The organism is Citrobacter sp. L55 (genome assembly GCF_002850715.1).
GTDB lineage: Bacteria > Pseudomonadota > Gammaproteobacteria > Enterobacterales > Enterobacteriaceae > Citrobacter > Citrobacter braakii.
Map to the genome: position 1 here is coordinate 404,717 of NZ_KZ559399.1, position 22,311 is coordinate 427,027.

Genomic DNA, 22,311 nt, shown 5'->3' on the forward strand with positions numbered 1-22,311 from the left:
TTCTTTGTTTTATGCCGGAGAGCGCCTAATTGAATGATGCAACCCCACGCCCACAAGCGAAAATCCGCAAGGCGCTGACCCCGCTGCTTGAAATTCGCAACCTGACCAAGTCCTTTGACGGTCAGCACGCCGTTGATGACGTCAATCTTACTATCTACAAAGGTGAAATATTTGCTCTGCTCGGGGCGTCCGGCTGCGGTAAATCGACCCTGTTGCGGATGCTGGCGGGATTTGAACAGCCAACAACTGGGCAAATTATGCTTGATGGCGTCGATTTAGCGCATGTCCCGCCTTATCTGCGTCCGATTAATATGATGTTTCAGTCCTATGCCTTGTTTCCGCACATGACGGTAGAGCAGAACATTGCCTTTGGCCTCAAGCAGGACAAGCTGCCAAAGGCTGAAATCGCCAGCCGGGTGAGTGAGATGCTGGGCCTCGTGCATATGCAGGAGTTCGCCAAACGTAAGCCGCATCAGCTTTCTGGCGGTCAGCGTCAGCGCGTGGCGTTGGCGCGTAGCCTGGCGAAACGCCCGAAGCTGCTGCTGCTGGATGAACCAATGGGGGCGCTGGATAAAAAGCTCCGTGACCGCATGCAACTGGAAGTGGTGGATATCCTTGAACGTGTCGGCGTGACCTGCGTGATGGTGACGCACGATCAGGAAGAAGCCATGACGATGGCGGGCCGCATTGCGATCATGAACCGTGGAAAATTTGTCCAGATCGGCGAGCCTGAAGAGATCTACGAGCATCCGACTACGCGTTACAGTGCAGAATTTATCGGTTCGGTTAACGTCTTTGAGGGGCTGCTGAAAGAACGTCAGGAAGATGGTCTGGTTATTGAGTCTCCAGGACTGGTACATCCGCTGAAAGTGGACGCAGACGCTTCCGTTGTCGATAACGTCCCGGTGTATGTTGCGCTGCGCCCGGAAAAAATCATGCTCTGCGAAGCCCCTCCGCCAGAGGGATATAACTTCGCGGTAGGCGAAGTGGTGCACATTGCCTATCTGGGTGATTTGTCGGTGTACCACGTACGTTTGAAAAGCGGCCAGATGTTGAGCGCTCAGCTACAAAATGAACATCGTTATCGCAAGGGATTACCAACCTGGGGTGACGAAGTCCGTTTATGTTGGGATGCGGACAGCTGTGTGGTGTTGACGGTTTAAGGAGCGAAGATGAGTACACTTGAACCTCCGGCGCGCGTGGATAACGTGGGGCGTTTCACGCTGTTTATGTCGCGTCTGCAAATGAAGCACGGGCGCAAGCTGGTCATCGCGCTGCCGTATGTGTGGCTGATGCTCCTGTTTCTGCTGCCATTTCTGATCGTCTTCAAAATCAGTTTGGCTGAAATGGCGCGGGCTATTCCGCCGTATACCGACCTCATTTCATGGGCTGACGATCAGTTATCCATCACCCTCAATTTAGGCAATTTCCTGCAACTGACGGACGATCCGCTCTATTTTGATGCGTACCTGCAATCTTTGCAGGTAGCAGGGATTTCGACTGTCTGTTGCCTGCTGTTGGGATATCCGCTGGCATGGGCGGTCGCGCACAGCAAACCCTCGACACGCAATATTCTGTTGCTGCTGGTGATCCTGCCGTCCTGGACGTCATTTTTGATTCGCGTATACGCCTGGATGGGGATCCTGAAAAATAACGGTGTCCTGAACAACGTTCTGATGTGGCTGGGCGTTATCGACCAACCGTTGACGATTCTGCACACCAATCTGGCGGTCTATATCGGTATTGTTTACGCCTATTTGCCCTTTATGGTGCTGCCGATTTATACCGCGCTGACGCGTATTGATTACTCGCTGGTGGAAGCGGCACTGGATTTAGGCGCCCGACCATTGAAAACCTTCTTTAGCGTGATCGTGCCGTTGACCAAGGGCGGGATTATTGCCGGGTCAATGCTGGTGTTTATCCCGGCGGTTGGGGAGTTTGTGATCCCGGAACTGCTGGGCGGCCCGGACAGCATCATGATTGGGCGTGTGCTTTGGCAGGAGTTTTTCAATAACCGTGACTGGCCGGTGGCTTCTGCCGTCGCCATTATTATGCTGCTGTTACTGATTGTGCCGATCATGTGGTTTCATAAATATCAGCAAAAAAGCGTGGGGGAACACGGATGAATAACTTACCGGTCGTTCGCTCGCCGTGGCGTATTTTTATCCTGGTACTGGGTTTTACCTTCCTGTACGCGCCGATGCTGATGTTGGTTATCTATTCGTTTAACAGCTCCAAGCTGGTGACGGTCTGGGCGGGGTGGTCAACGCGTTGGTATGGTGAGCTTTTCCACGATAGCGCGATGATAAGCGCCGTCGGCATGAGCTTAACGATTGCCGCCTGTGCTGCGACGATGGCGGCAATTCTCGGTACCATCGCCGCCGTGGTGATGGTGCGCTTTGGTCGTTTTCGTGGATCAAATGGTTTCGCCTTTATGATCACCGCACCGCTGGTGATGCCGGATGTCATTACCGGTTTGTCGCTGCTGCTGCTGTTTGTGGCTTTGGCGCACGCCATCGGCTGGCCAGCGGATCGCGGTATGTTGACCATCTGGCTGGCGCACGTCACATTCTGTACAGCGTACGTGGCGGTAGTGATTTCCTCGCGTTTACGCGAACTGGATCACTCCATTGAGGAAGCGGCGATGGATCTTGGTGCCACGCCGCTGAAGGTTTTTTTCGTCATCACGCTGCCGATGATTATGCCGGCGGTGATCTCAGGGTGGTTACTGGCCTTTACGCTGTCGCTCGATGACCTGGTCATTGCCAGTTTTGTCTCTGGTCCTGGCGCCACAACGTTACCCATGCTGGTGTTCTCCAGCGTACGTATGGGGGTCAATCCGGAGATCAACGCGCTGGCGACGTTGATACTTGGTGTAGTAGGAATTATCGGATTTATCGCGTGGTATCTGATGGCGCGAACAGAAAAACAACGGATTCGCGATATCCAACGTGCAAGACGCGGCTGAAAAAACTAAAATCTGCCAACCTGTCTATACGGCGCAGCTGCGGTGGCTGCGCCGTTTTCATGGAAGACGACGCGTTGGGATTTTTTAAGAAATCATCCACATCACATGCCCGTTTAAACGTCCCTACTTTAGTGCAGGTGGCGGCGCTGGCTATTATCATGATCCGCTGTCTCGATCTGTTGATGATTTTTAATACGCTCGGGTTTCGCGGAACCAGCGAGTTTATTCATCGCAGCGTCCAGACCTGGAATTTGACGCTGGTGTTTCTGGGTAGCCTGGTGCTGCTGTTTATCGAAATTTACTGCGCATTTTCGCTGGTTAAAGGTCGGAACTGGGCACGCTGGGTCTATCTACTGACCCAGATTATCGCCAGCGTCTATCTGTGGGCGGCCTCATTGGGCTATGGATATCCGGAACTGTTCAGTATTGCGGGAGAGTCCAGACGTGAAATCCTGCATACGCTGGTGATGCAAAAATTACCGGATATGCTGGTGTTGCTACTGCTGTTTGTTCCTGCGTCCAGCAGGCGGTTCTTCCGCTTGCAATAACGTGTATAATCTTCGCCCCCTGTTAATTTGTAGGTTTTTGTATGCAGTGCGCACTTTATGACGCCGAACGCTGCCGCTCTTGTCAGTGGATAACGCAGCCTGTCGCCGATCAACTCTTCGCCAAAACAGCCGATCTGCAGAATCTGCTGGCCGATTATCCGGTCGGAGAATGGTGCGCGCCGGTCAGCGGCCCGGAGAGCGCTTTTCGTAATAAAGCCAAAATGGTGGTCAGCGGCAGCGTGGAAAAACCGCTGCTGGGGATGCTGCATCGTGACGGTACGCCGGAGGATTTGTGCGAGTGTCCGCTCTATCCTGAGTCTTTTGCGCCGGTGTTTGCCGCACTTAAACCGTTTATCGCCCGTGCGGGGTTGACGCCCTATAACGTGGCGCGCAAACGCGGGGAGCTGAAATATCTGCTGTTAACGGAAAGCCGGTTTGATGGCGGTATGATGCTGCGTTTTGTTCTGCGCTCCGATGCGAAACTGGCACAACTGCGTACGGCGCTGCCATGGTTACAGGCGCAGCTTCCGCAGTTAAAAGTGATCACCGCCAATATTCAACCTGTGCATATGGCGATTATGGAAGGGGAGAGCGAAATCTTCCTGACGGAACAACAGGCGCTGGCTGAACGCTTTAACGATGTGCCATTGTGGATACGCCCACAGAGCTTCTTCCAGACCAACCCCGTGGTGGCTGGGTATTTATATGCCACGGCGCGCGACTGGGTGCGACAGCTTCCGGTTAATCACATGTGGGATCTGTTTTGCGGCGTCGGGGGTTTTGGTTTGCACTGCGCCACGCCGCAGATGAAACTGACGGGTATTGAAATTGCGCCAGAGGCCATTACCTGTGCGAAACAGTCGGCGCAGGAGCTTGGGTTGCAGAATCTGCATTTTCAGGCGCTGGATTCAACCCAGTTTGCTACCGCGCAGGGAGAAGTGCCGGACCTGGTGCTGGTGAATCCGCCTCGTCGGGGGATTGGGAAGCCGCTGTGCGATTTTCTCTCCCGCATGGCACCGCGTTTTATCGTTTACTCCAGCTGTAATGCACAAACCATGGCAAAGGATATCCGCGAGTTGCCTGGATATCGCATTGAACGCGTCCAACTTTTTGATATGTTCCCACATACCGCGCATTACGAAGTGTTAACTCTGCTCAGCCGACAATAACCGACATGCCTGATAGCGCTACGCTTATCAGGCTACGCAGAGATGTTGAAATGTAGGCCCGATAAGGCGCATGCGCTGCATCCGGCAAATGCAACATGCGAAAAAAAAGCCCGTACTTACGTACGAGCTCTTTCTCGAATATGGCGGTGAGGGGGGGATTGACTCGCTTCGCTCGCCCTTCGGGCAGCCTGTTCGCTGCGCTCTCAGTCTGTCCAACTGGCTGCGCCAGTGGTCGAACCCCGGTCGGGGCTTCTCATCCCCCCGCAGGCGTGCAACATGCGAAAAAAAAGCCCGTACTTACGTACGAGCTCTTTCTCGAATATGGCGGTGAGGGGGGGATTCGAACCCCCGATACGTTGCCGTATACACACTTTCCAGGCGTGCTCCTTCAGCCACTCGGACACCTCACCATATTGTATTGCTGCCTGACCGCTTGGGGGGCAACGGGGCGCTACTATAGGGAGTTGCGCTAAAACGGTCAAGCAGAATTTACGTGTTAACTCTCGTTTGGTTACGCAATGTACATATTCCTCCGCCCGGACAGGCGCGGAGAATATGATTAGCGCTGCGAGTCCAGTTTTTCGCCGTTGGTCACGACTTCCTGGGCCTTGCTATAGCTCTCAATCAGCAACTGATAAGCCGGGAAGATTTTGGTATACACTTCCGCCCATTCAGCGGCGTCTTCACGGTTCCATGTCCCCTGAATTTCAGAAGCGACGGCGGCGGTATCCATCGGTATCACACCAGCCTGAACAACACGTGCCAGGGTGATTTCCTGTGCCATTTTGCTGTAAGTACCGGAAGCGTCGATCACTGCGAAGACCTTGTAGCCCTCCGCAACCGCGCTGATGGCCGGGAAAGCCATGCACACGCTGGTGATCGTACCGGCGATAATCAGCGTCTTACGACCCGTAGCTTTGACCGCTTTCACGAAGTCTTCGTTATCCCAGGCGTTGATTTCGCCTTTACGTGCTACGTATTGGGCATGTGGCGCATTGGCATGGATCTCTGGGATCAACGGGCCGTTAGGCCCCTGCGGTACCGATGCCGTGGTAATTACCGGCATCTTCGCCAGGGTTGCGATTTTAGCCAGCGCGGCGGCACGCGCACGCAGTTCCGGCATGGGCATATCGCCGACGGTCTGGAACAGCCCACTCTGATGATCGATAAGCAGCATGACGGAATCATTCACATCGATGACCGGACGTGAACCATTAAAGTTTGCAGGACTGGACATATTCTTCTCCTTCGATTCAGATTTGGCCAAAGCGGCCGGAGTTAAAATCGCGGACGGCTTCAGCGATTTCTTGTTTCGTATTCATCACAAACGGACCGTAACCTACAATCGGCTCGTTCAACGGTTCGCCAGACAGCAGCAGCACGCTGGCGTCGCTGGTGGCTTCAATGTGTAGCGTTTTCCCCTGCTGGCTTAGCACTACCAGTTGTGCTTCGCCGGCAGGCGTGGTGCCGTTTACGGTGATATTCCCTTTTAATACCACCAGAGCGGTGCTCCACCCTTCAGACTGGGACAACGTCAGCGGATGATTACGTTGCAGGCGCATATCCCAGACGTTCAGCGGTGAAAAGGTGTGTGCCGGGCCTTTCGTATCCTGATAGCTGCCCGCGATCACGCGAATGCTGCCTGCATCATCGGGCAAGGCGACGGTGGGAATAACATCGCTGCTGATGCCCTGATAACCCGGTACGGCCATTTTGTCTTTTGCCGGCAGATTGACCCACAGTTGCACCATTTCCAGTTCACCGCCCTGACGGGTAAATTCCGGGGAGTGGAACTCTTCGTGTAATATTCCTGCACCGGCGGTCATCCACTGCACATCGCCAGGGCCGATAATGCCGCCGCGACCGGTTGAATCACGGTGTTCAACTTCGCCGCTGTAAACGATAGTCACCGTCTCAAAACCGCGGTGAGGGTGTTCACCTACGCCGCGTTTTTCGTTACCCGGCGTGAACGTATGCGGACCCGCGTAATCAAGCAGCAGGAACGGGCTTAATTGCTCAGCATGAGACTGGTAAGAGAACATCGAGCGAACCGGAAATCCATCGCCAACCCAGTGTGGGCGAGGTGCGGTGTAGACGCCTGTTACTTGTTTCATATGTGTCTCCTCAGTGGCGTTGTTTTGATGTGAATAAGCTTATATTCATGACAGCGAGCTGGGTAGTAGCTAAAATAGCTCTCACTGTCTCAAAAATAGGACAATGAAATGACAAGGCCGGATCTCAATGATTTTGCATGGTTTGTGCATGTTGTAGAGGAAGGGGGATTCGCGGCGGCGGGTCGGGCGCTTGATGAACCTAAATCAAAACTGAGCCGACGAATAGCGCAACTCGAAGAGAGACTAGGGGTACGACTGATTCAGCGAACCACCCGGCAATTTAACGTGACTGAAGTCGGGCAAACCTTTTACGAACACTGTAAGGCGATGCTGGTGGAGGCGCAGGCGGCGCAGGATGCCATTGCCGCGTTACAGGTTGAACCGCGTGGCGTTGTGAAGCTGACTTGTCCTGTTACGTTGCTGCATGTGCATATCGGGCCAATGCTTGCCCGTTTTATGGCACGTTATCCTGACGTATCAGTACAACTGGAGGCCACTAACCGTCGTGTTGACGTCGTTGGAGAAGGTCTGGATGTGGCGATTCGCGTCAGACCTCGGCCATTTGAGGATAGCGACCTGGTGATGCGCGTCCTGGCGGACAGAGGACATCGCTTGTATGCCAGCCCGCAGTTAATTGAGCAGATGGGGGCGCTACACTCTCCGGCAGAGCTGACCCGTTGGCCAGGTTTGAGTCTGGCCTCTGGTAAACATGTGCATCGTTGGGAGTTATTCGGCCCGCAGGGCGCGCGGGCGGATGTGCATTTCACGCCGCGTATGATCACCACCGATATGCTGGCGTTACGCGAAGCCGCAGTCGCCGGCGTAGGTGTTGTTCAACTTCCACAGTTGATGGTAAAAGATCAATTAGCTGCGGGTGAGTTGGTGGCGTTGCTCGACGGTTGGGAACCTAAGCGAGAAATTATCCACGCAGTCTTTCCATCACGCAGGGGATTATTACCGTCAGTGCGCGCATTAGTGGATTTCTTAACGGAAGAATATGCGCGGATGATTGAGGATTAAATACCCGGCTTTAGCCCACAAAAAAGGCCGGTTAAACCGACCTTTTATTATCTGGACGCCATTCGGGCGTTAAAAACAATCAGCGACTACGGAAGACAATGCGGCCTTTGCTCAGGTCGTACGGGGTCAGCTCAACAGTCACTTTGTCGCCCGTCAGGATGCGGATATAGTTTTTACGCATTTTACCGGAGATGTGTGCAGTAACCACGTGACCGTTTTCTAACTCTACGCGGAACATGGTATTAGGTAACGTATCGAGAACGGTACCTTGCATTTCAATATTGTCTTCTTTGGCCATCTAATCCTCTGGGGTATCACTACCGTAATTTGAACCGGCAAGATAATGCCGAAGTTCTTTTAATAAGTAAAGATTTGTGCGTTTAAAACACAGCAAATCGGGTTTGGCGCATTACTCTATCCACACACGGCAAAGCCGCACTTAAAGCGCAACGTGTAAGGGAACGAGGAGATAAACGATAGGCGTTGCCTGACGCGAACTGTTCCTTAACGGCGGCGGGGTAATGGGCTAAACCAACTCTGCGCGACAATTATAACACCCCGACAAAAAATGTGCCGAAAACATTCACTCCTGAGGTGAAAATAACGTCCTGGGAATCCAGAAATGGCTCGGTAGCCGCTGCTGGCGCAGTCTGCTCAGGTGCTCAAGGTACTCCCGACGCGGTGTTTCGACGGCGCCCAGCGAGGCTGTGTGGCTATTTAATACCTGGCAGTCGATTAATTTTCCGCCCTGACGGATAAATTCAGCGCAAAAAACAAGCAGTGCGGTTTTGGACGCATTTTCCTGACGGCTGAACATCGATTCGCCACAAAACAGCGTACCTTGCGCCACGCCATACATACCGCCCACTAATTCATTTTGTCGCCACACCTCAATTGAGTGGGCATGCCCCAGTTCGTGCAGGCGATGGTAAGCATCCACCACATCATGCGTTATCCAGGTGCCTTCTTCCCGGTCATTCGCGCAGCCTTCAATCACCTGACCAAACGCGTAATTGAGCGTCACGCGATAAGGCGAATTTTTATGAAAGCGTTTCATGCTGCGGCTGAGGTGAAATTTCTCGGGCCAAAGAATGGCGCGCGGATCGGGCGACCACCAAAGGATGGGGTCGCCAGGTGAAAACCATGGGAAAATACCGCGCTGATAAGCCATCAGCAGGCGGGCAGGGCTGAGATCGCCGCCAAGCGCCAATAAACCGTTAGGCTCGCGTAAAGCGCCTTCCGGTGAAGGGAAGGCTATGGAATGGCGGGACAGTTGCACCAGGCGCATGACAGCGAAACTCCACTACGCGAGTTTGATCGTTCAATAATAGCTTACAGACGTTGCTTAAACTGGTAATAACGCCCCTGCCTGGCTAACAGATCTGCGTGATTACCTTGCTCAATAATTTGTCCGTTGTCCATTACTATTATTTGATCAAAACGTGACAGCCCACGCAGACGATGTGTAACCATTAATACGGTTTTGTTGCGCATGACATCGCTAATTAATTCAAGCATTTGACTTTCCGTTGTGGCATCCAACCCTTCGGTGGGTTCATCCAGCAGCATCAGCGGAGCATCGTGCAATAAGGCGCGGGCGATAGCCAGACGACGGAGCTCGCCGCCAGAAAGCTGACGACCGCCTTCGCCAAGCCAGGCGTTGAGTCCATCATCCTCAAGCAGTTTGTCCAGACCGACGCGGCACAACATCGCGGCTAATGCGTCATCGCCGGCGTGCGGTGCCGCCAGCAACAGGTTATCGCGAAGCGTAGCGCTGAACAGATGCACGCGCTGTGGCACGACGCTGATACTCTGGCGCAGCGTGGCTTCACTAAGGGTCGCAATCGGCTGTTCGTTAATCAGGAGCTCGCCACTCTGCGGATCCCATGCGCGGGTTAACAATTGCAATAACGTTGACTTACCACAGCCGGTGCGACCGAGAATCGCAATGTGTTCACCGGGGTTGGCCTGCAGGGAAAGTGTATCGAGCGCCTTTTGCGCCTGTCCTGGATAGCTGAATGATACATCGCGTAGCGTAAGGGTTACCTGCTCTGAAACCGAGGAACCCGCATCCGGGAAGGTCACTTCTGGCTGCTGTTCGGTCAGTTCGGTGATGCGCAGCGCAGAGGCAATAACCTGGCCGAGATGTTGAAATGCGCCGGTGACAGGCGCTAACGCTTCGAACGCGGCTAGCGCACAGAAGACAAACAGCGCGATCAGTGCGCCTGGCTGGGTGTTACCGCCCACGCCGCCTGAGGCCATCCATAGCATCATAATCACTGCCAGCGCGCCAACTAACAGCATGACCGCCTGCGACAACGCCGTTAATTCAGATTGGCGTCGCTGGGCTTCGTGCCATTGCAGCTCGGTGGCTTCCATTTGAGCGCGGTAGCGTTCACTGGCGCCAAAAATGGTCAATTCAGCCTGGCCCTGTAGCCAGGAGGTTAACTGCTGACGATATTGCCCACGCAGATGCGTCAGACTTTGTCCGGTGCTTTTGCCTGCCTGATAAAAGAGTGGGGGCAGAATAAATAAGGTCAGCAGCATAATACCGCCGAGGGTGATAGCCAGCGTGAAATCGAGAACGCTTAGACCCAGCGTGACCACCATGATGACGACAAAAGCCCCTACCAGCGGGGAGATCACGCGCAAGTACAGATGATCGAGCGTGTCGACATCAGCCACCACGCGGTTAAGTAATTCACCCTGTCCATAACGGGACAGGCCCGCAGGGGAGAGCGGCAGCAGTTTGCTGAAGGTATAAATACGCAAATGCTGCAGCACACGGAATGTTGCGTCATGGCTGACCAGTCGTTCGAAATAACGCCCCGCGGTGCGGGTGATCGCTGCGCCGCGTACGCCTGCGGCAGGGAGCATATAGTTAAAGCTGTAAATCCCGGTGACGCCAACCACCGCAGAAGCCGACAGGAACCAACCTGAAAGCGTCAGTAAGCCAATACTTGCCAGCAGCGTGACGATCGCCAGAACGATCCCCAGCGTTAACATCCATTTGTGACGTTTATACAGTGTCAGATAAGGTAGCAAAGCGCGCATTTAGATGTCCTCCTGACGATGAGCCAGTAATGTCGCAAAAGCCCCGTTGGCTGAGCTAAGTTCGGTCCAGGTACCTTGTTCAACGATCTGTCCATCCTGCATCACCCAGATAGCGTCCCAGTCGGCAAGATCTTCCAACTGGTGCGTTACCATCAGCGTGGTCTGGCGGCGAGATGCCGCGTTCAACGCCTGCATCACGCGTTGTTCGCTGTGCGCATCAAGGCTGGCGGCGGGTTCGTCCAGCAGCAGTAACTGACAGGGATTGAGTAAGGCGCGAGCGACGGCAACGCGCTGCGCTTGCCCGACGGAAAGTCGGGCCGCCTGATCGCCGACTGGCGTATCCACGCCCTGCGGCAGCAGCGGTAAAAACTCGCTGACCCAGGCGCTGTCGAGTGCGGCTTGTAGCTGTTCTTCGCTGGCATCGGGGCGAGCCAGCAGAACGTTTTCGCGTAACGTGGCGGCAGGAAGCTGCGGATTTTGCCCGACCCATGACAGCTGTTTACGCCAGGAATCAGGTGACAGGTCGCGAAGTTCAAAGCCGTTAATTCGCAGCGATCCCCGATAAGAGAGGAAACCGGACAGGACATTAAGCAGCGAACTTTTACCGGAACCGCTGCGTCCAACCAGCACCGCACGTTGCCCGGCAGCCAGGGTAAAGTTGAGCGGGCCGGCCAGCACTTTACCTTCCGGCGAAGTGATAATCAGATCGTGTGCCTCAATTGAAACGGCGTCTTTCGTCGCCAGCTCAATGTCGCCACGCTCTGGATGAGCCAGCGGGGTTTCCATGAAGGTTTTCAGACTATCTGCTGCACCAACGGCTTGCGCTTTGGCGTGATAAAACGTGCCCAGATCACGCAGGGGCTGGAAAAACTCCGGCGCCAGAATGAGCGCGAGGAAGCCTGCTGCCAGCGTGACGCCCGTCCCGTAGTGGCCGAAATCGAGCTCTCCGAGGTAGGAAAAACCGAAGTAAACCGCCACCAGCGCAATAGACAGAGAGGTAAAGAACTCAAGGACACCGGATGACAGGAACGCCAGGCGCAGGACTTCCATGGTGCGCTGGCGGAAATCTTGCGACGCAGCGCGGATGCTTTCCGTTTCGGCTTCACCGCGACCAAATATTCTTAGCGTTTCCATACCCCGCAGACGATCGAGGAAATGACCGCTGAGGCGGGCAAGAGCCTGAAAATTGCGGCGGTTAGCATCGGCAGCGCCCATACCGACCATTGCCATAAATAACGGGATCAGCGGGGCTGTTCCGAGCAGAATAAGGGCGGCTACCCAGTTTGACGGGAATACCGCCGCCACAATCAATAATGGGACACATACGGCCAGCGCCATTTGCGGCAGATAACGTGCATAGTAATCATGCATATCGTCAATCTGTTCCAGGATAAGCGTGGCCCAGCTTCCGGCCGGTTTGCCCTGTATCCAGGCCGGACCAGCCTGTTGCAGACGGTCAAGCACCTGGCGGCGAATTTCAAAGCGAATATGTTGCCCTGCGTGAAACCCGACCCGTTCGCGTAACCAGACGACCCATGCCCGCAGGATGAAAATCAATACCAGCACGATGAACGGAAGCAGCAGCGCCTCTCGGGGAATATTGGCCATGATCATATGGTCCAGAATGCGGGCCATGAGCCAGGCCTGAGCGACGATTAACAGACCACTCACGAACCCCAACAGGCGTGAAATGTTCAGCCATCGTTGGGAAATTACACTTTGCTGTTTTAACCAGCGGGTCAGCTCTTTTTGACGGGTTTTATTCATTGCACGCTTAGCAGGTGAGTTATTGGAATTTTTGGGCAGGGCAATGTTACAACGAGGCAAAAATAAAGGCGACTTATAGTCGCCTTTTTTACTTTTGTTACTGATTTGTAAAACTTATTTGCAAGCGTCCGCCAGACCGTCGAGATAACGTTCTGCATCAAGCGCGGCCATACAGCCTGTGCCCGCAGAGGTGATCGCCTGGCGATAAATATGATCCATCACGTCACCGGCTGCGAAGACCCCCGGAATGCTGGTTTGTGTGGCATTACCGTGAATACCGGACTGAACTTTGATGTAGCCGTTTTCCAGTTCAAGCTGACCGTCGAAAATGGCGGTATTCGGGCTGTGACCGATAGCGACAAACAATCCGGCAACGTCAAGTGACTCCACATTGTCAGTGTTTTGCGTATCGCGCAGGCGCAGCCCGGTTACGCCCATTTGATCACCGGTTACTTCTTCCAGCGTGCGGTGGGTGTGCAACACGATGTTGCCGTTTTCAACTTTATCCATTAAACGCTTGATGAGAATTTTCTCAGCGCGGAAACTGTCGCGACGGTGAATCAAATGCACTTCAGATGCGATATTCGCCAGATACAGTGCTTCTTCAACCGCAGTGTTGCCACCGCCAATCACCGCAACTTTTTGATTACGGTAGAAGAAACCGTCGCAGGTCGCGCAGGCGGAAACGCCGCGGCCTTTGAACGCTTCTTCTGAAGGCAGGCCCAGGTAACGTGCTGAAGCGCCGGTAGCGATGATCAGTGCGTCACAGGTGTACTCTCCGCTATCGCCGATCAGACGGAAAGGGCGGTTTTGCAGATCAACTTTGCTGATGTGATCAAAAATGATTTCTGTATCAAATTTGGTCGCATGTTCGTGCATACGCTCCATCAGCAGCGGGCCAGTGAGATCGTGCGGATCGCCAGGCCAGTTTTCCACTTCTGTTGTTGTGGTCAGTTGACCACCTTTTTCCATACCGGTAATCAGTACCGGTTGCAGGTTAGCGCGTGCAGCGTAGACCGCAGCGGTATATCCCGCAGGGCCTGAGCCCAGAATAAGAAGTTTACTGTGTTTGGTTGCGCCCATGAGATCCCCATAGTTGTTGGCAGGCAATGAGCAGGATTGTAGGGAATTTACAGGCGTAAAAAAAGAGTATGGCGATTTTGTTAACAATTTGTGTAATAGCAGAAACCGATGAGCGGGGGAATAAGTCGTAATACTATAACGATTTCTACTAAAAATCGGTCAGTTATAAGGTGATAAAATGACGATTTTCCATCACTGCGAATGAATAACTGGCATGTTGTACTAAAAATCGATGTTTTACTTTGACAATCACCTGCTGTTTTGCGAAAACAGTCAAGGAAGAAAAAAAATGTGTCATGTATGTGCTGCATAATCATGCATGTAGATACCATGTTTACCGTGTTAGCGAAATCTACGCATGGTGTGGACAGATGCCATTCGTGATGTCGATAGCCGCCGACAGGCAACGGTCTTCTCACCATAAGCCCAGGCATTACAAACCGAAAATCCCTCTGGGTTGCGGTTTATTTTGATGGGTAGCGACTCTGAACAGTGATGTTGGTAGAGTCAGGCAGGAGTAGGGAAGGAATACAGAGAGACAATAATAATGGTAGATAGTAAGAAGCGCCCTGGCAAAGATCTCGACCGTATCGATCGTAACATTCTTAATGAGCTGCAAAAGGATGGGCGTATTTCTAACGTCGAGCTTTCTAAACGTGTGGGACTTTCACCAACGCCCTGCCTTGAGCGTGTGCGTCGGTTGGAAAGACAGGGTTTTATTCAGGGCTATACAGCGCTGTTAAACCCGCATTATCTGGATGCATCACTTCTGGTTTTTGTTGAGATTACTCTGAATCGTGGCGCCCCGGATGTGTTTGAGCAATTTAACTCTGCAGTACAAAAACTTGAAGAAATTCAAGAGTGTCATTTGGTTTCCGGTGATTTCGACTATTTGTTGAAAACACGCGTACCGGATATGTCGGCGTACCGTAAGCTGTTGGGGGAAACCCTGCTGCGTCTGCCTGGCGTGAATGACACACGTACTTATGTCGTAATGGAAGAAGTCAAACAGAGCAATCGTCTGGTAATTAAGACGCGCTAACACGGAACAGGTGCAAAATCGACGCAGTTTGATTACACTCCTGTTAATCCATACAGCAACAGTGCCGGGGCAACCCGGTGCTGTTGTCCGTTTTAGCATCGGGCAGGAAAAGCCTGAAACCTGGAGAGCCGTTTTTGAGCCAGGAATACACTGAAGACAAAGACGTCACATTGACGAAGTTAAGCAGCGGGCGCCGACTCCTGGAAGCGCTACTGATCCTTATTGCCCTTTTTGCCGTCTGGTTGATGGCTGCCTTACTCAGCTTTAACCCTTCGGATCCTAGTTGGTCGCAAACCGCGTGGCACGAACCTATCCATAATCTGGGGGGAATACCCGGAGCATGGCTGGCAGACACACTGTTCTTTATTTTTGGCGTCATGGCCTACACCATTCCCGTCATCATTGTCGGCGGCTGCTGGTTTGCATGGCGACACCAGGCCAGCGACGAATACGTCGATTATTTTGCCGTTTCGCTGCGTATTATTGGCGTTCTGGCGCTGATCCTTACCTCCTGCGGGCTTGCCGCAATCAATGCCGATGACATCTGGTATTTCGCCTCTGGCGGCGTGATCGGCAGCCTGCTCAGCACCACGTTGCAACCATTACTGCACAGTAGCGGCGGTACGCTGACGCTATTGTGCATTTGGGCTGCGGGATTAACGCTGTTTACCGGCTGGTCATGGGTGAGCATTGCGGAAAAACTGGGCGGCTGGTTACTCAATATCCTGACGTTTGCCAGCAACCGTACCCGCCGCGACGATACCTGGGTCGATGACGAAGAATATGAAGATGAAGATGAGTCTTTCGACACCGCTGATGGCAAACCTGATGAATCGCGTCGGGCGCGTATTCTGCGCGGTGCGTTAGCGCGCCGTAAGCGTCTGGCGGAGAAATTTACCAACCCGCTTGGCCGTCATACTGATGCTGCGCTGTTTTCCGGCAAACGCATGGATGATGAAGATGAAATTGAATACAGCGCTCGTGGCGTGGTTGCCGATCCTAACGATGTGCTGTTCTCCGGTAATCGTGCGACGCTGCCTGAATATGACGAACTTGACCCACTGCTGAATGGCCATTCGGTGACAGAGCCAGTTGCCGCCGCAGCGGCAGCGACAACGGCAGCTCAGGCCTGGAGCGCACCGGTTGATCCGCTGCTGCAAACATCGCCAGTGACCAATACTGTTATGGAACAACCGGCCCCAGCCGTAGCCTGGCAAGCCGTGCCTGGTCCGCAAACCGGTGATGCGGTGATTGCGCCAGCACCTGAGGGGTATCCTCAGCCAGCCCACTACGCACAGCCACCGGTGCAGCAGTATGAACCATGGCAGCAGCCGGTTGTGGAGGAAAGTCCGCAGCCGCAGGAATTTACCGCGGACCACAACTGGCAGCCGGAACCTGCTTATCAGCCGGAGCCCGTGCAGCAACCTGTTTATCAGCCGGAATCAACCTTTCAACAAAACGCCGCGTTCCAGCAGCCTGCGGTTGAACAACCGCCTGTAGTGGAACCTGAGCCGGTGGTTGAAGAGGCTAAACCGACTCGTCCGCCACTCTACTATTTTGAAGAAGTTGAAGAGAAACGTGCACGTGAGCGCGAGCAACTGGCTGCCTGGTATCAGCCGATTCCAGAGCCTGCTCAGGAGCCTGAACGTGTTAAGCCGTCTATGCCGACGGCAGCATCCATACCGCCCGTTGAGTCAGTAGCTGCCGTTGCGCCGCTGGCCGCCGGGGTGAAAAACGCCGCTTTAGGGGCGGGTGCGGCTGCCGCAGCACCTGTCTTTAGTCTTGCGGGTAGCGGTGCGCCGCGTCCACAGGTGAAAGAGGGGATTGGTCCGCAGTTACCGCGTCCGAATCGTGTGCGCGTGCCTACTCGTCGGGAGCTGGCGTCGTATGGCATAAAACTGCCGTCACAACGTATGGCTGAAGAGAAAGCGCGCGAAGAGCATCTTGATACAGATGCGTACAGTGACGAAGAAATTGACGCAATGCAGCAAGATGAGCTGGCGCGTCAGTTCGCCCAGTCGCAGCAGCACCGCTATGGCGACGAGTATCAGGATGATGCCAGTCAGACTGATGATGATTCAGCCGCAGAAGCAGAACTGGCACGCCAGTTTGCCTCTTCCCAGCAGCAGCGCTATTCCGGTGAACAGCCTGCCGGAGCGAATCCGTTCTCGCTTGATGACTTTGAATTTTCGCCAATGAAAACGCTGGTGGATGATGGTCCACATGAGCCGCTATTTACTCCAGGCGTAATGCCGGAGCCTGCGCCGCAGTACCAGCAGCCTGTCGCACCGCAGCAGCATTACCAGCAGCCAGCGCAGCCAGTCGCACCGCAGCAGCATTACCAGCAGCCAGCGCAGCCTGTCGCACCACAACAGCATTACCAGCAACCGGCGCAGCCTGTCGCACCACAGCAGCATTATCAGCAGCCAGCGCAGCCAGTCGCACCGCAGCAGCATTATCAGCAGCCGGCGCAGCCTGTTACAGCGCCGCCGCAGGATAGCCTGATCCATCCGCTCCTGATGCGTAATGGCGACAGTCGTCCGGCGCACCGTCCAAGTACGCCGCTGCCATCGTTGGATCTGCTCACGCCGCCGCCGAGTGAGGTTGAGCCGATAGATACTTTCGCTCTGGAGCAAATGGCTCGTCTGGTGGAGGCTCGTCTGGCGGACTTCCGCATTAAAGCCGATGTGGTGAACTACTCACCTGGTCCGGTTATTACCCGCTTTGAGCTTAATCTTGCTCCTGGAGTTAAAGCGGCGCGTATTTCCAACCTGTCGCGAGATCTGGCGCGTTCATTGTCGACCGCAGCGGTACGCGTGGTCGAGGTAATTCCGGGCAAACCGTATGTCGGGCTGGAGTTACCCAACAAAAAACGTCAAACCGTTTATCTGCGCGAAGTGTTGGATAACGCCAAATTCCGTGATAACTCATCTCCGCTGACCGTGGTACTGGGTAAAGATATTGCGGGCGAACCGGTGGTTGCCGATCTGGCGAAAATGCCGCACCTGCTGGTGGCAGGGACAACCGGTTCCGGTAAGTCGGTTGGGGTGAACGCCATGATCCTCAGCATGTTATACAAGGCGCAGCCGGAAGACGTTCGCTTTATCATGATTGACCCGAAAATGCTGGAACTGTCGGTTTATGAAGGCATTCCGCATTTGCTGACTGAAGTTGTGACCGATATGAAAGATGCTGCCAACGCCCTGCGCTGGAGCGTCAATGAAATGGAACGTCGCTACAAGCTGATGTCGGCGCTTGGCGTGCGTAACCTTGCCGGTTATAACGAAAAAATTGCTGAAGCCGCCCGTATGGGACGTCCGATTCCGGACCCGTACTGGAAGCCGGGCGACAGTATGGATGTTCAGCATCCGGTGCTGGAAAAACTGCCGTATATTGTTGTGCTGGTGGATGAATTCGCCGACCTGATGATGACCGTGGGTAAAAAGGTGGAAGAACTGATTGCTCGTCTGGCGCAAAAAGCGCGTGCGGCGGGGATCCACCTGGTGCTGGCGACCCAGCGACCGTCGGTTGACGTTATCACTGGTCTGATTAAAGCAAACATCCCAACGCGTATCGCCTTTACCGTGTCCAGTAAAATTGACTCGCGTACCATCCTTGACCAGGGCGGCGCGGAATCGCTGTTGGGTATGGGTGACATGCTGTATTCCGCACCAAACTCAACGATCCCTGTGCGTGTACACGGCGCCTTTGTACGTGATGAAGAAGTTCACGCTGTGGTTCAGGACTGGAAAGCGCGCGGTCGTCCACAATACGTTGACGGCATTACGTCTGACAGCGAAAGCGAAGGCGGCGGTGGCGGCTTTGATGGTGGCGAAGAGTTAGATCCGCTGTTCGATCAGGCGGTAAACTTTGTTACCCAGAAACGCAAAGCCTCAATCTCCGGCGTCCAGCGTCAGTTCCGTATCGGTTACAACCGAGCGGCGCGCATCATCGAACAGATGGAAGCGCAGGGAATTGTCAGCGAGCAAGGGCATAATGGTAATCGTGAAGTGCTGGCTCCGCCGCCCTTCGAATGATTGCAAAGTTAAGTAATTCAGTATTTTCTACTTTCCTCATGCTGATTTTTGGCCTGAAATGGATAGCAGAGGGATCTCCCCGTTGGGAGTGACGTATTTTGAGGAATAACGATGAAAAGAATCGCAATCACCTGTGCATTATTGTCGAGCTTTGTGGTGAGCAGCGTCTGGGCAGATGCTGCCAGCGACCTGAAAAGCCGCCTGGATAAAGTCAGTAGCTTCCATGCCAGCTTTACTCAGAAGGTCACGGACGGTAGCGGTGCGGCGGTGCAGGAAGGTCAGGGTGACTTATGGGTTAAACGTCCTAATCTGTTTAACTGGCATATGACGCAGCCTGACGAGAGCATCCTGGTTTCTGATGGTAAAACGCTGTGGTTCTTTAACCCGTTTGTTGAGCAGGCGACTGCGACATGGCTGAAAGACGCCACGGGCAACACGCCGTTCATGCTGATTGCGCGTAACCAGGCCAGCGACTGGCAGCAGTACAATATTAAGCAAAATGGCGATGATTTCGTGCTGACGCCAAAAACCAGCAGCGGTAACCTTAAACAGTTTACTATCAATGTTGGGCGTGACGGGACGATCCACCAGTTCAGCGCCGTTGAACAAGACGATCAGCGCAGCAGTTATCAGCTGAAATCTCAGCAGAATGGTGCGATTGAACCCTCTAAATTCACCTTTACCCCGCCGCAAGGTGTAACGGTTGACGATCAACGTAAGTAGAGGCGTGTGAGTGAGCAATCTGTCGCTCGACTTTTCTGATAATACTTTTCAGCCGCTGGCCGCGCGTATGCGGCCAGAAAATTTAGCGCAGTATATCGGCCAGCAGCATCTGCTGGCTGCGGGCAAACCCTTGCCGCGCGCCATTGAGGCCGGGCATCTGCACTCCATGATTTTATGGGGACCGCCGGGGACCGGGAAAACGACGCTTGCCGAAGTTATTGCCCGTTACGCCAACGCCGATGTCGAACGAATTTCGGCAGTTACGTCTGGCGTGAAAGAAATTCGTGAAGCGATTGAGCGTGCGCGTCAGAACCGTAACGCGGGGCGACGCACGATCCTGTTCGTGGACGAAGTTCACCGTTTTAATAAAAGCCAACAGGATGCGTTTTTACCGCATATTGAAGACGGTACCATTACGTTTATTGGTGCCACCACTGAAAACCCCTCGTTTGAGCTCAACTCGGCGCTGTTGTCGCGTGCGCGCGTTTATCTACTGAAATCGTTAACTTCCGACGACATTGAACAGGTGCTGGACCAGGCGATGTCAGACAAAGCGCGTGGTTATGGCGACCAGGATATTGTTCTGCCGCCAGAAACGCGTCGGGCTATTGCCGAACTGGTTAATGGTGACGCGCGGCGGGCGCTGAATACGCTGGAAATGATGGCCGATATGGCCGAAGTTGATGATTCCGGCAAGCGCGTATTGAAACCAGAATTGCTCACCGAAATTGCCGGTGAACGTAGTGCGCGTTTCGATAATAAAGGCGATCGTTTTTACGATCTCATCTCCGCATTACACAAGTCGGTACGTGGAAGCGCCCCAGATGCGGCGCTTTATTGGTATGCGCGAATTATTACCGCTGGTGGCGATCCGCTGTACGTTGCCCGTCGCTGTCTGGCGATTGCCTCAGAAGATGTCGGCAATGCCGATCCCCGCGCCATGCAGGTGGCGATTTCCGCATGGGACTGTTTTACCCGCGTGGGACCCGCGGAAGGCGAACGCGCGATTGCTCAGGCGATTGTTTATCTGGCCTGTGCGCCGAAGAGTAATGCGGTTTACACCGCCTTCAAAGCCGCGCTGTCTGATGCCCGCGAACGTCCGGATTACGACGTGCCGGTTCACCTGCGCAATGCGCCGACTAAGCTGATGAAAGAGATGGGCTACGGTCAGGAGTATCGTTATGCCCATGATGAGCCTAATGCCTATGCCGCCGGAGAAGAGTACTTCCCGCAGGAAATGGCACAAACGCGCTATTATCGCCCCACAAACAGAGGTCTTGAAGGCAAGATTGGCGAAAAGCTCGCCTGGCTCGCCGGACAGGATCAAAATAGCCCTATAAAACGCTACCGTTAGTGTTATCGTTGCGGTAATGTTGTCTCTGTATCCCTGTGACCGCAGGCTGTGGTCACTTTCTCCTATTTTAATTCGATAAGCACAGGATAAGCATGCTCGATCCCAATCTGCTGCGTAATGAGCCAGACGCAGTCGCAGAAAAACTGGCAAGCCGGGGCTTTAAGCTGGATGTAGATAAGCTGCGCGCTCTTGAAGAGCGTCGTAAAGTTCTGCAGGTACAAACTGAAAACCTGCAGGCAGAGCGTAACTCGCGATCGAAATCCATCGGCCAGCAAAAGCGCGCGGGGAAGATATCGAGTCTTTACGTCTGGAAGTGAACAAACTGGGCGAAGAGCTGGATGCCGCGAAAGCTGAACTTGATACCTTACAGGCCGAGATCCGCGACATTGCGCTGACTATTCCTAACCTGCCAGCGGACGATGTTCCGGTGGGTAAAGATGAAAATGACAACGTCGAAGTCAGCCGCTGGGGTACTCCGCGTGAGTTTGATTTCGAAGTGCGCGATCATGTTACCCTGGGTGAAATGCACACGGGTCTTGATTTCGCCGCTGCGGTTAAGCTGACCGGCTCTCGTTTCGTGGTCATGAAAGGGCAGATTGCGCGTATGCACCGTGCGCTGTCTCAGTTCATGCTGGATCTGCATACTGAACAGCATGGCTATAGCGAAAACTACGTCCCGTATCTGGTTAACCATGACACGCTGTACGGTACAGGCCAACTGCCGAAATTCGCTGGCGATCTGTTCCATACCCGTCCGCTGGATGAAGAAGCTGATAGCAGCAACTATGCGCTGATCCCAACGGCAGAAGTTCCGCTGACCAACCTGGTGCGCGACGAAATCATCGATGAAGATGCGCTGCCGATCAAAATGACTGCGCATACGCCGTGCTTCCGTTCTGAAGCAGGTTCTTACGGTCGTGACACGCGTGGTCTGATCCGTATGCACCAGTTCGATAAAGTTGAGATGGTGCAGATTGTTCGCCCGGAAGATTCGATGGACGCGCTGGAAGAGATGACCGGCCATGCCGAGAAGGTCCTGCAACTGCTGGGTCTGCCGTATCGCAAAATCATCCTGTGCACTGGCGACATGGGCTTCGGCGCATGCAAAACTTACGATCTGGAAGTGTGGATCCCGGCGCAGAATACCTATCGCGAAATCTCCTCTTGCTCCAACGTGTGGGATTTCCAGGCTCGTCGTATGCAGGCGCGTTGCCGCAGCAAATCCGACAAAAAGACCCGTTTAGTGCATACTCTGAACGGTTCCGGTCTGGCGGTTGGGCGTACGCTGGTTGCGGTAATGGAAAACTATCAGCAGGCTGATGGCCGCATTCAGGTTCCGGAAGTATTACGTCCGTACATGAATGGCCTGGAATTCATCGGTTAAGTTACCTTTCTCTGCTAAAAAAGCGCCTCAGGGCGCTTTTTTTATGCC

17 protein-coding genes, 1 tRNA gene, 1 other RNA gene and 2 pseudogenes are annotated in these 22,311 nt (G+C 53.9%); 11 read left to right on the top strand and 10 right to left on the bottom strand.

The annotated features are described in order from the left end of the window. Positions 1 to 29 precede the first annotated feature (29 nt). The 5 genes from potG to rlmC are packed head-to-tail and all read left to right on the top strand — an operon-like array spanning position 30 to position 4,685. The gene (gene potG, locus B9P82_RS01980; protein ID WP_016152415.1) at positions 30 to 1,163 is read left to right on the top strand and encodes a putrescine ABC transporter ATP-binding subunit PotG; all 1,134 of its coding nucleotides are present in this window, start codon (positions 30 to 32) and stop codon (positions 1,161 to 1,163) included. Between the two features lie 9 nt (positions 1,164 to 1,172). Beyond that, positions 1,173 to 2,126, top strand: a complete 954-nt coding sequence (gene potH, locus B9P82_RS01985) for a putrescine ABC transporter permease PotH (RefSeq protein ID WP_016152416.1) — start codon at positions 1,173 to 1,175, stop codon at positions 2,124 to 2,126. Next, entirely contained in the window at positions 2,123 to 2,968 is an 846-nt protein-coding gene (gene potI, locus B9P82_RS01990; RefSeq protein WP_016152417.1) for a putrescine ABC transporter permease PotI, read from the top strand. The genes potH and potI overlap by 4 nt, the downstream gene beginning before the upstream one ends. Positions 2,969 to 3,027: 59 nt before the next feature. Then, entirely contained in the window at positions 3,028 to 3,516 is a 489-nt protein-coding gene (locus B9P82_RS01995; RefSeq protein WP_016152418.1) for a YbjO family protein, read from the top strand. A gap of 41 nt (positions 3,517 to 3,557) precedes the next feature. Continuing rightward, positions 3,558 to 4,685 carry a 23S rRNA (uracil(747)-C(5))-methyltransferase RlmC gene (gene rlmC / locus B9P82_RS02000; protein WP_046274662.1) on the top strand — a complete coding sequence of 376 codons (1,128 nt, stop codon included), beginning with the start codon at positions 3,558 to 3,560 and terminating at the stop codon, positions 4,683 to 4,685. Positions 4,686 to 4,826: 141 nt separating this feature from the next. Here rlmC and B9P82_RS02005 read toward each other — a convergent pair. The 4 genes from B9P82_RS02005 to B9P82_RS02020 form a co-directional block, all read right to left on the bottom strand. Continuing rightward, positions 4,827 to 4,963, bottom strand: a non-coding RNA gene (locus tag B9P82_RS02005) — RtT sRNA. Positions 4,964 to 5,007: 44 nt separating this feature from the next. Next, positions 5,008 to 5,095: transfer RNA gene (locus tag B9P82_RS02010), tRNA-Ser, on the bottom strand. 149 nt (positions 5,096 to 5,244) lie between these two features. Next, positions 5,245 to 5,922: an isochorismatase family protein gene (locus B9P82_RS02015; protein WP_016156101.1), complete on the bottom strand. Its 678-nt coding sequence runs from the start codon at positions 5,920 to 5,922 to the stop codon at positions 5,245 to 5,247. A gap of 16 nt (positions 5,923 to 5,938) precedes the next feature. Then, on the bottom strand, positions 5,939 to 6,799 hold the full coding sequence (locus B9P82_RS02020; protein WP_019076384.1) for a pirin family protein: 861 nt from the start codon (positions 6,797 to 6,799) through the stop codon (positions 5,939 to 5,941). Between the two features lie 108 nt (positions 6,800 to 6,907). Between B9P82_RS02020 and B9P82_RS02025 the strand changes: the two genes are divergently transcribed. Next, entirely contained in the window at positions 6,908 to 7,819 is a 912-nt protein-coding gene (locus B9P82_RS02025; RefSeq protein ID WP_101699871.1) for a LysR family transcriptional regulator, read from the top strand. Between the two features lie 79 nt (positions 7,820 to 7,898). Here B9P82_RS02025 and infA read toward each other — a convergent pair whose 3' ends face one another. From infA to trxB, 6 genes and pseudogenes are all read right to left on the bottom strand, one after another. After that, on the bottom strand, positions 7,899 to 8,117 hold the full coding sequence (infA, locus tag B9P82_RS02030; RefSeq protein ID WP_002211347.1) for a translation initiation factor IF-1: 219 nt from the start codon (positions 8,115 to 8,117) through the stop codon (positions 7,899 to 7,901). Continuing rightward, a pseudogene (locus B9P82_RS02035) lies at positions 8,045 to 8,402 on the bottom strand (hypothetical protein). Before B9P82_RS02035 ends, infA begins: the two are co-directional and overlap by 73 nt. Next, complete coding sequence (gene aat / locus B9P82_RS02040) at positions 8,403 to 9,107, bottom strand: leucyl/phenylalanyl-tRNA--protein transferase (protein WP_016152424.1); 705 nt, start codon at positions 9,105 to 9,107, stop codon at positions 8,403 to 8,405. It lies immediately after the preceding pseudogene. Between the two features lie 44 nt (positions 9,108 to 9,151). Next, positions 9,152 to 10,873: a heme ABC transporter ATP-binding protein/permease CydC gene (gene cydC, locus B9P82_RS02045; RefSeq protein ID WP_049283208.1), complete on the bottom strand. Its 1,722-nt coding sequence runs from the start codon at positions 10,871 to 10,873 to the stop codon at positions 9,152 to 9,154. After that, positions 10,874 to 12,640: a heme ABC transporter permease/ATP-binding protein CydD gene (gene cydD, locus B9P82_RS02050; RefSeq protein WP_047359392.1), complete on the bottom strand. Its 1,767-nt coding sequence runs from the start codon at positions 12,638 to 12,640 to the stop codon at positions 10,874 to 10,876. A 114-nt stretch (positions 12,641 to 12,754) separates the two neighbouring features. Further along, positions 12,755 to 13,723 (bottom strand): thioredoxin-disulfide reductase, encoded by a 969-nt coding sequence (gene trxB, locus B9P82_RS02055; protein WP_101699872.1) that lies wholly within the window; start codon positions 13,721 to 13,723, stop codon positions 12,755 to 12,757. A gap of 547 nt (positions 13,724 to 14,270) precedes the next feature. Between trxB and lrp the strand changes: the two genes are divergently transcribed. The 5 genes and pseudogenes from lrp (at position 14,271) to serS (ending at position 22,263) form a co-directional block, all read left to right on the top strand. Further along, on the top strand, positions 14,271 to 14,765 hold the full coding sequence (lrp, locus tag B9P82_RS02065; protein ID WP_002439523.1) for a leucine-responsive transcriptional regulator Lrp: 495 nt from the start codon (positions 14,271 to 14,273) through the stop codon (positions 14,763 to 14,765). A 134-nt stretch (positions 14,766 to 14,899) separates the two neighbouring features. Next, complete coding sequence (ftsK, locus tag B9P82_RS02070; RefSeq protein ID WP_101699873.1) at positions 14,900 to 18,802, top strand: DNA translocase FtsK; 3,903 nt, start codon at positions 14,900 to 14,902, stop codon at positions 18,800 to 18,802. A gap of 111 nt (positions 18,803 to 18,913) precedes the next feature. Beyond that, positions 18,914 to 19,525, top strand: coding sequence for an outer membrane lipoprotein periplasmic chaperone LolA (gene lolA / locus B9P82_RS02075; protein ID WP_003831898.1), 612 nt, complete (start codon positions 18,914 to 18,916; stop codon positions 19,523 to 19,525). 10 nt (positions 19,526 to 19,535) lie between these two features. Then, a complete protein-coding gene (gene rarA, locus B9P82_RS02080; RefSeq protein WP_101699874.1) occupies positions 19,536 to 20,879 on the top strand; it encodes a replication-associated recombination protein RarA in 1,344 nt (447 codons plus the stop codon). A 92-nt stretch (positions 20,880 to 20,971) separates the two neighbouring features. Then, positions 20,972 to 22,263 (top strand): annotated as a pseudogene (gene serS, locus B9P82_RS02085) (serine--tRNA ligase). Positions 22,264 to 22,311 lie beyond the last annotated feature (48 nt).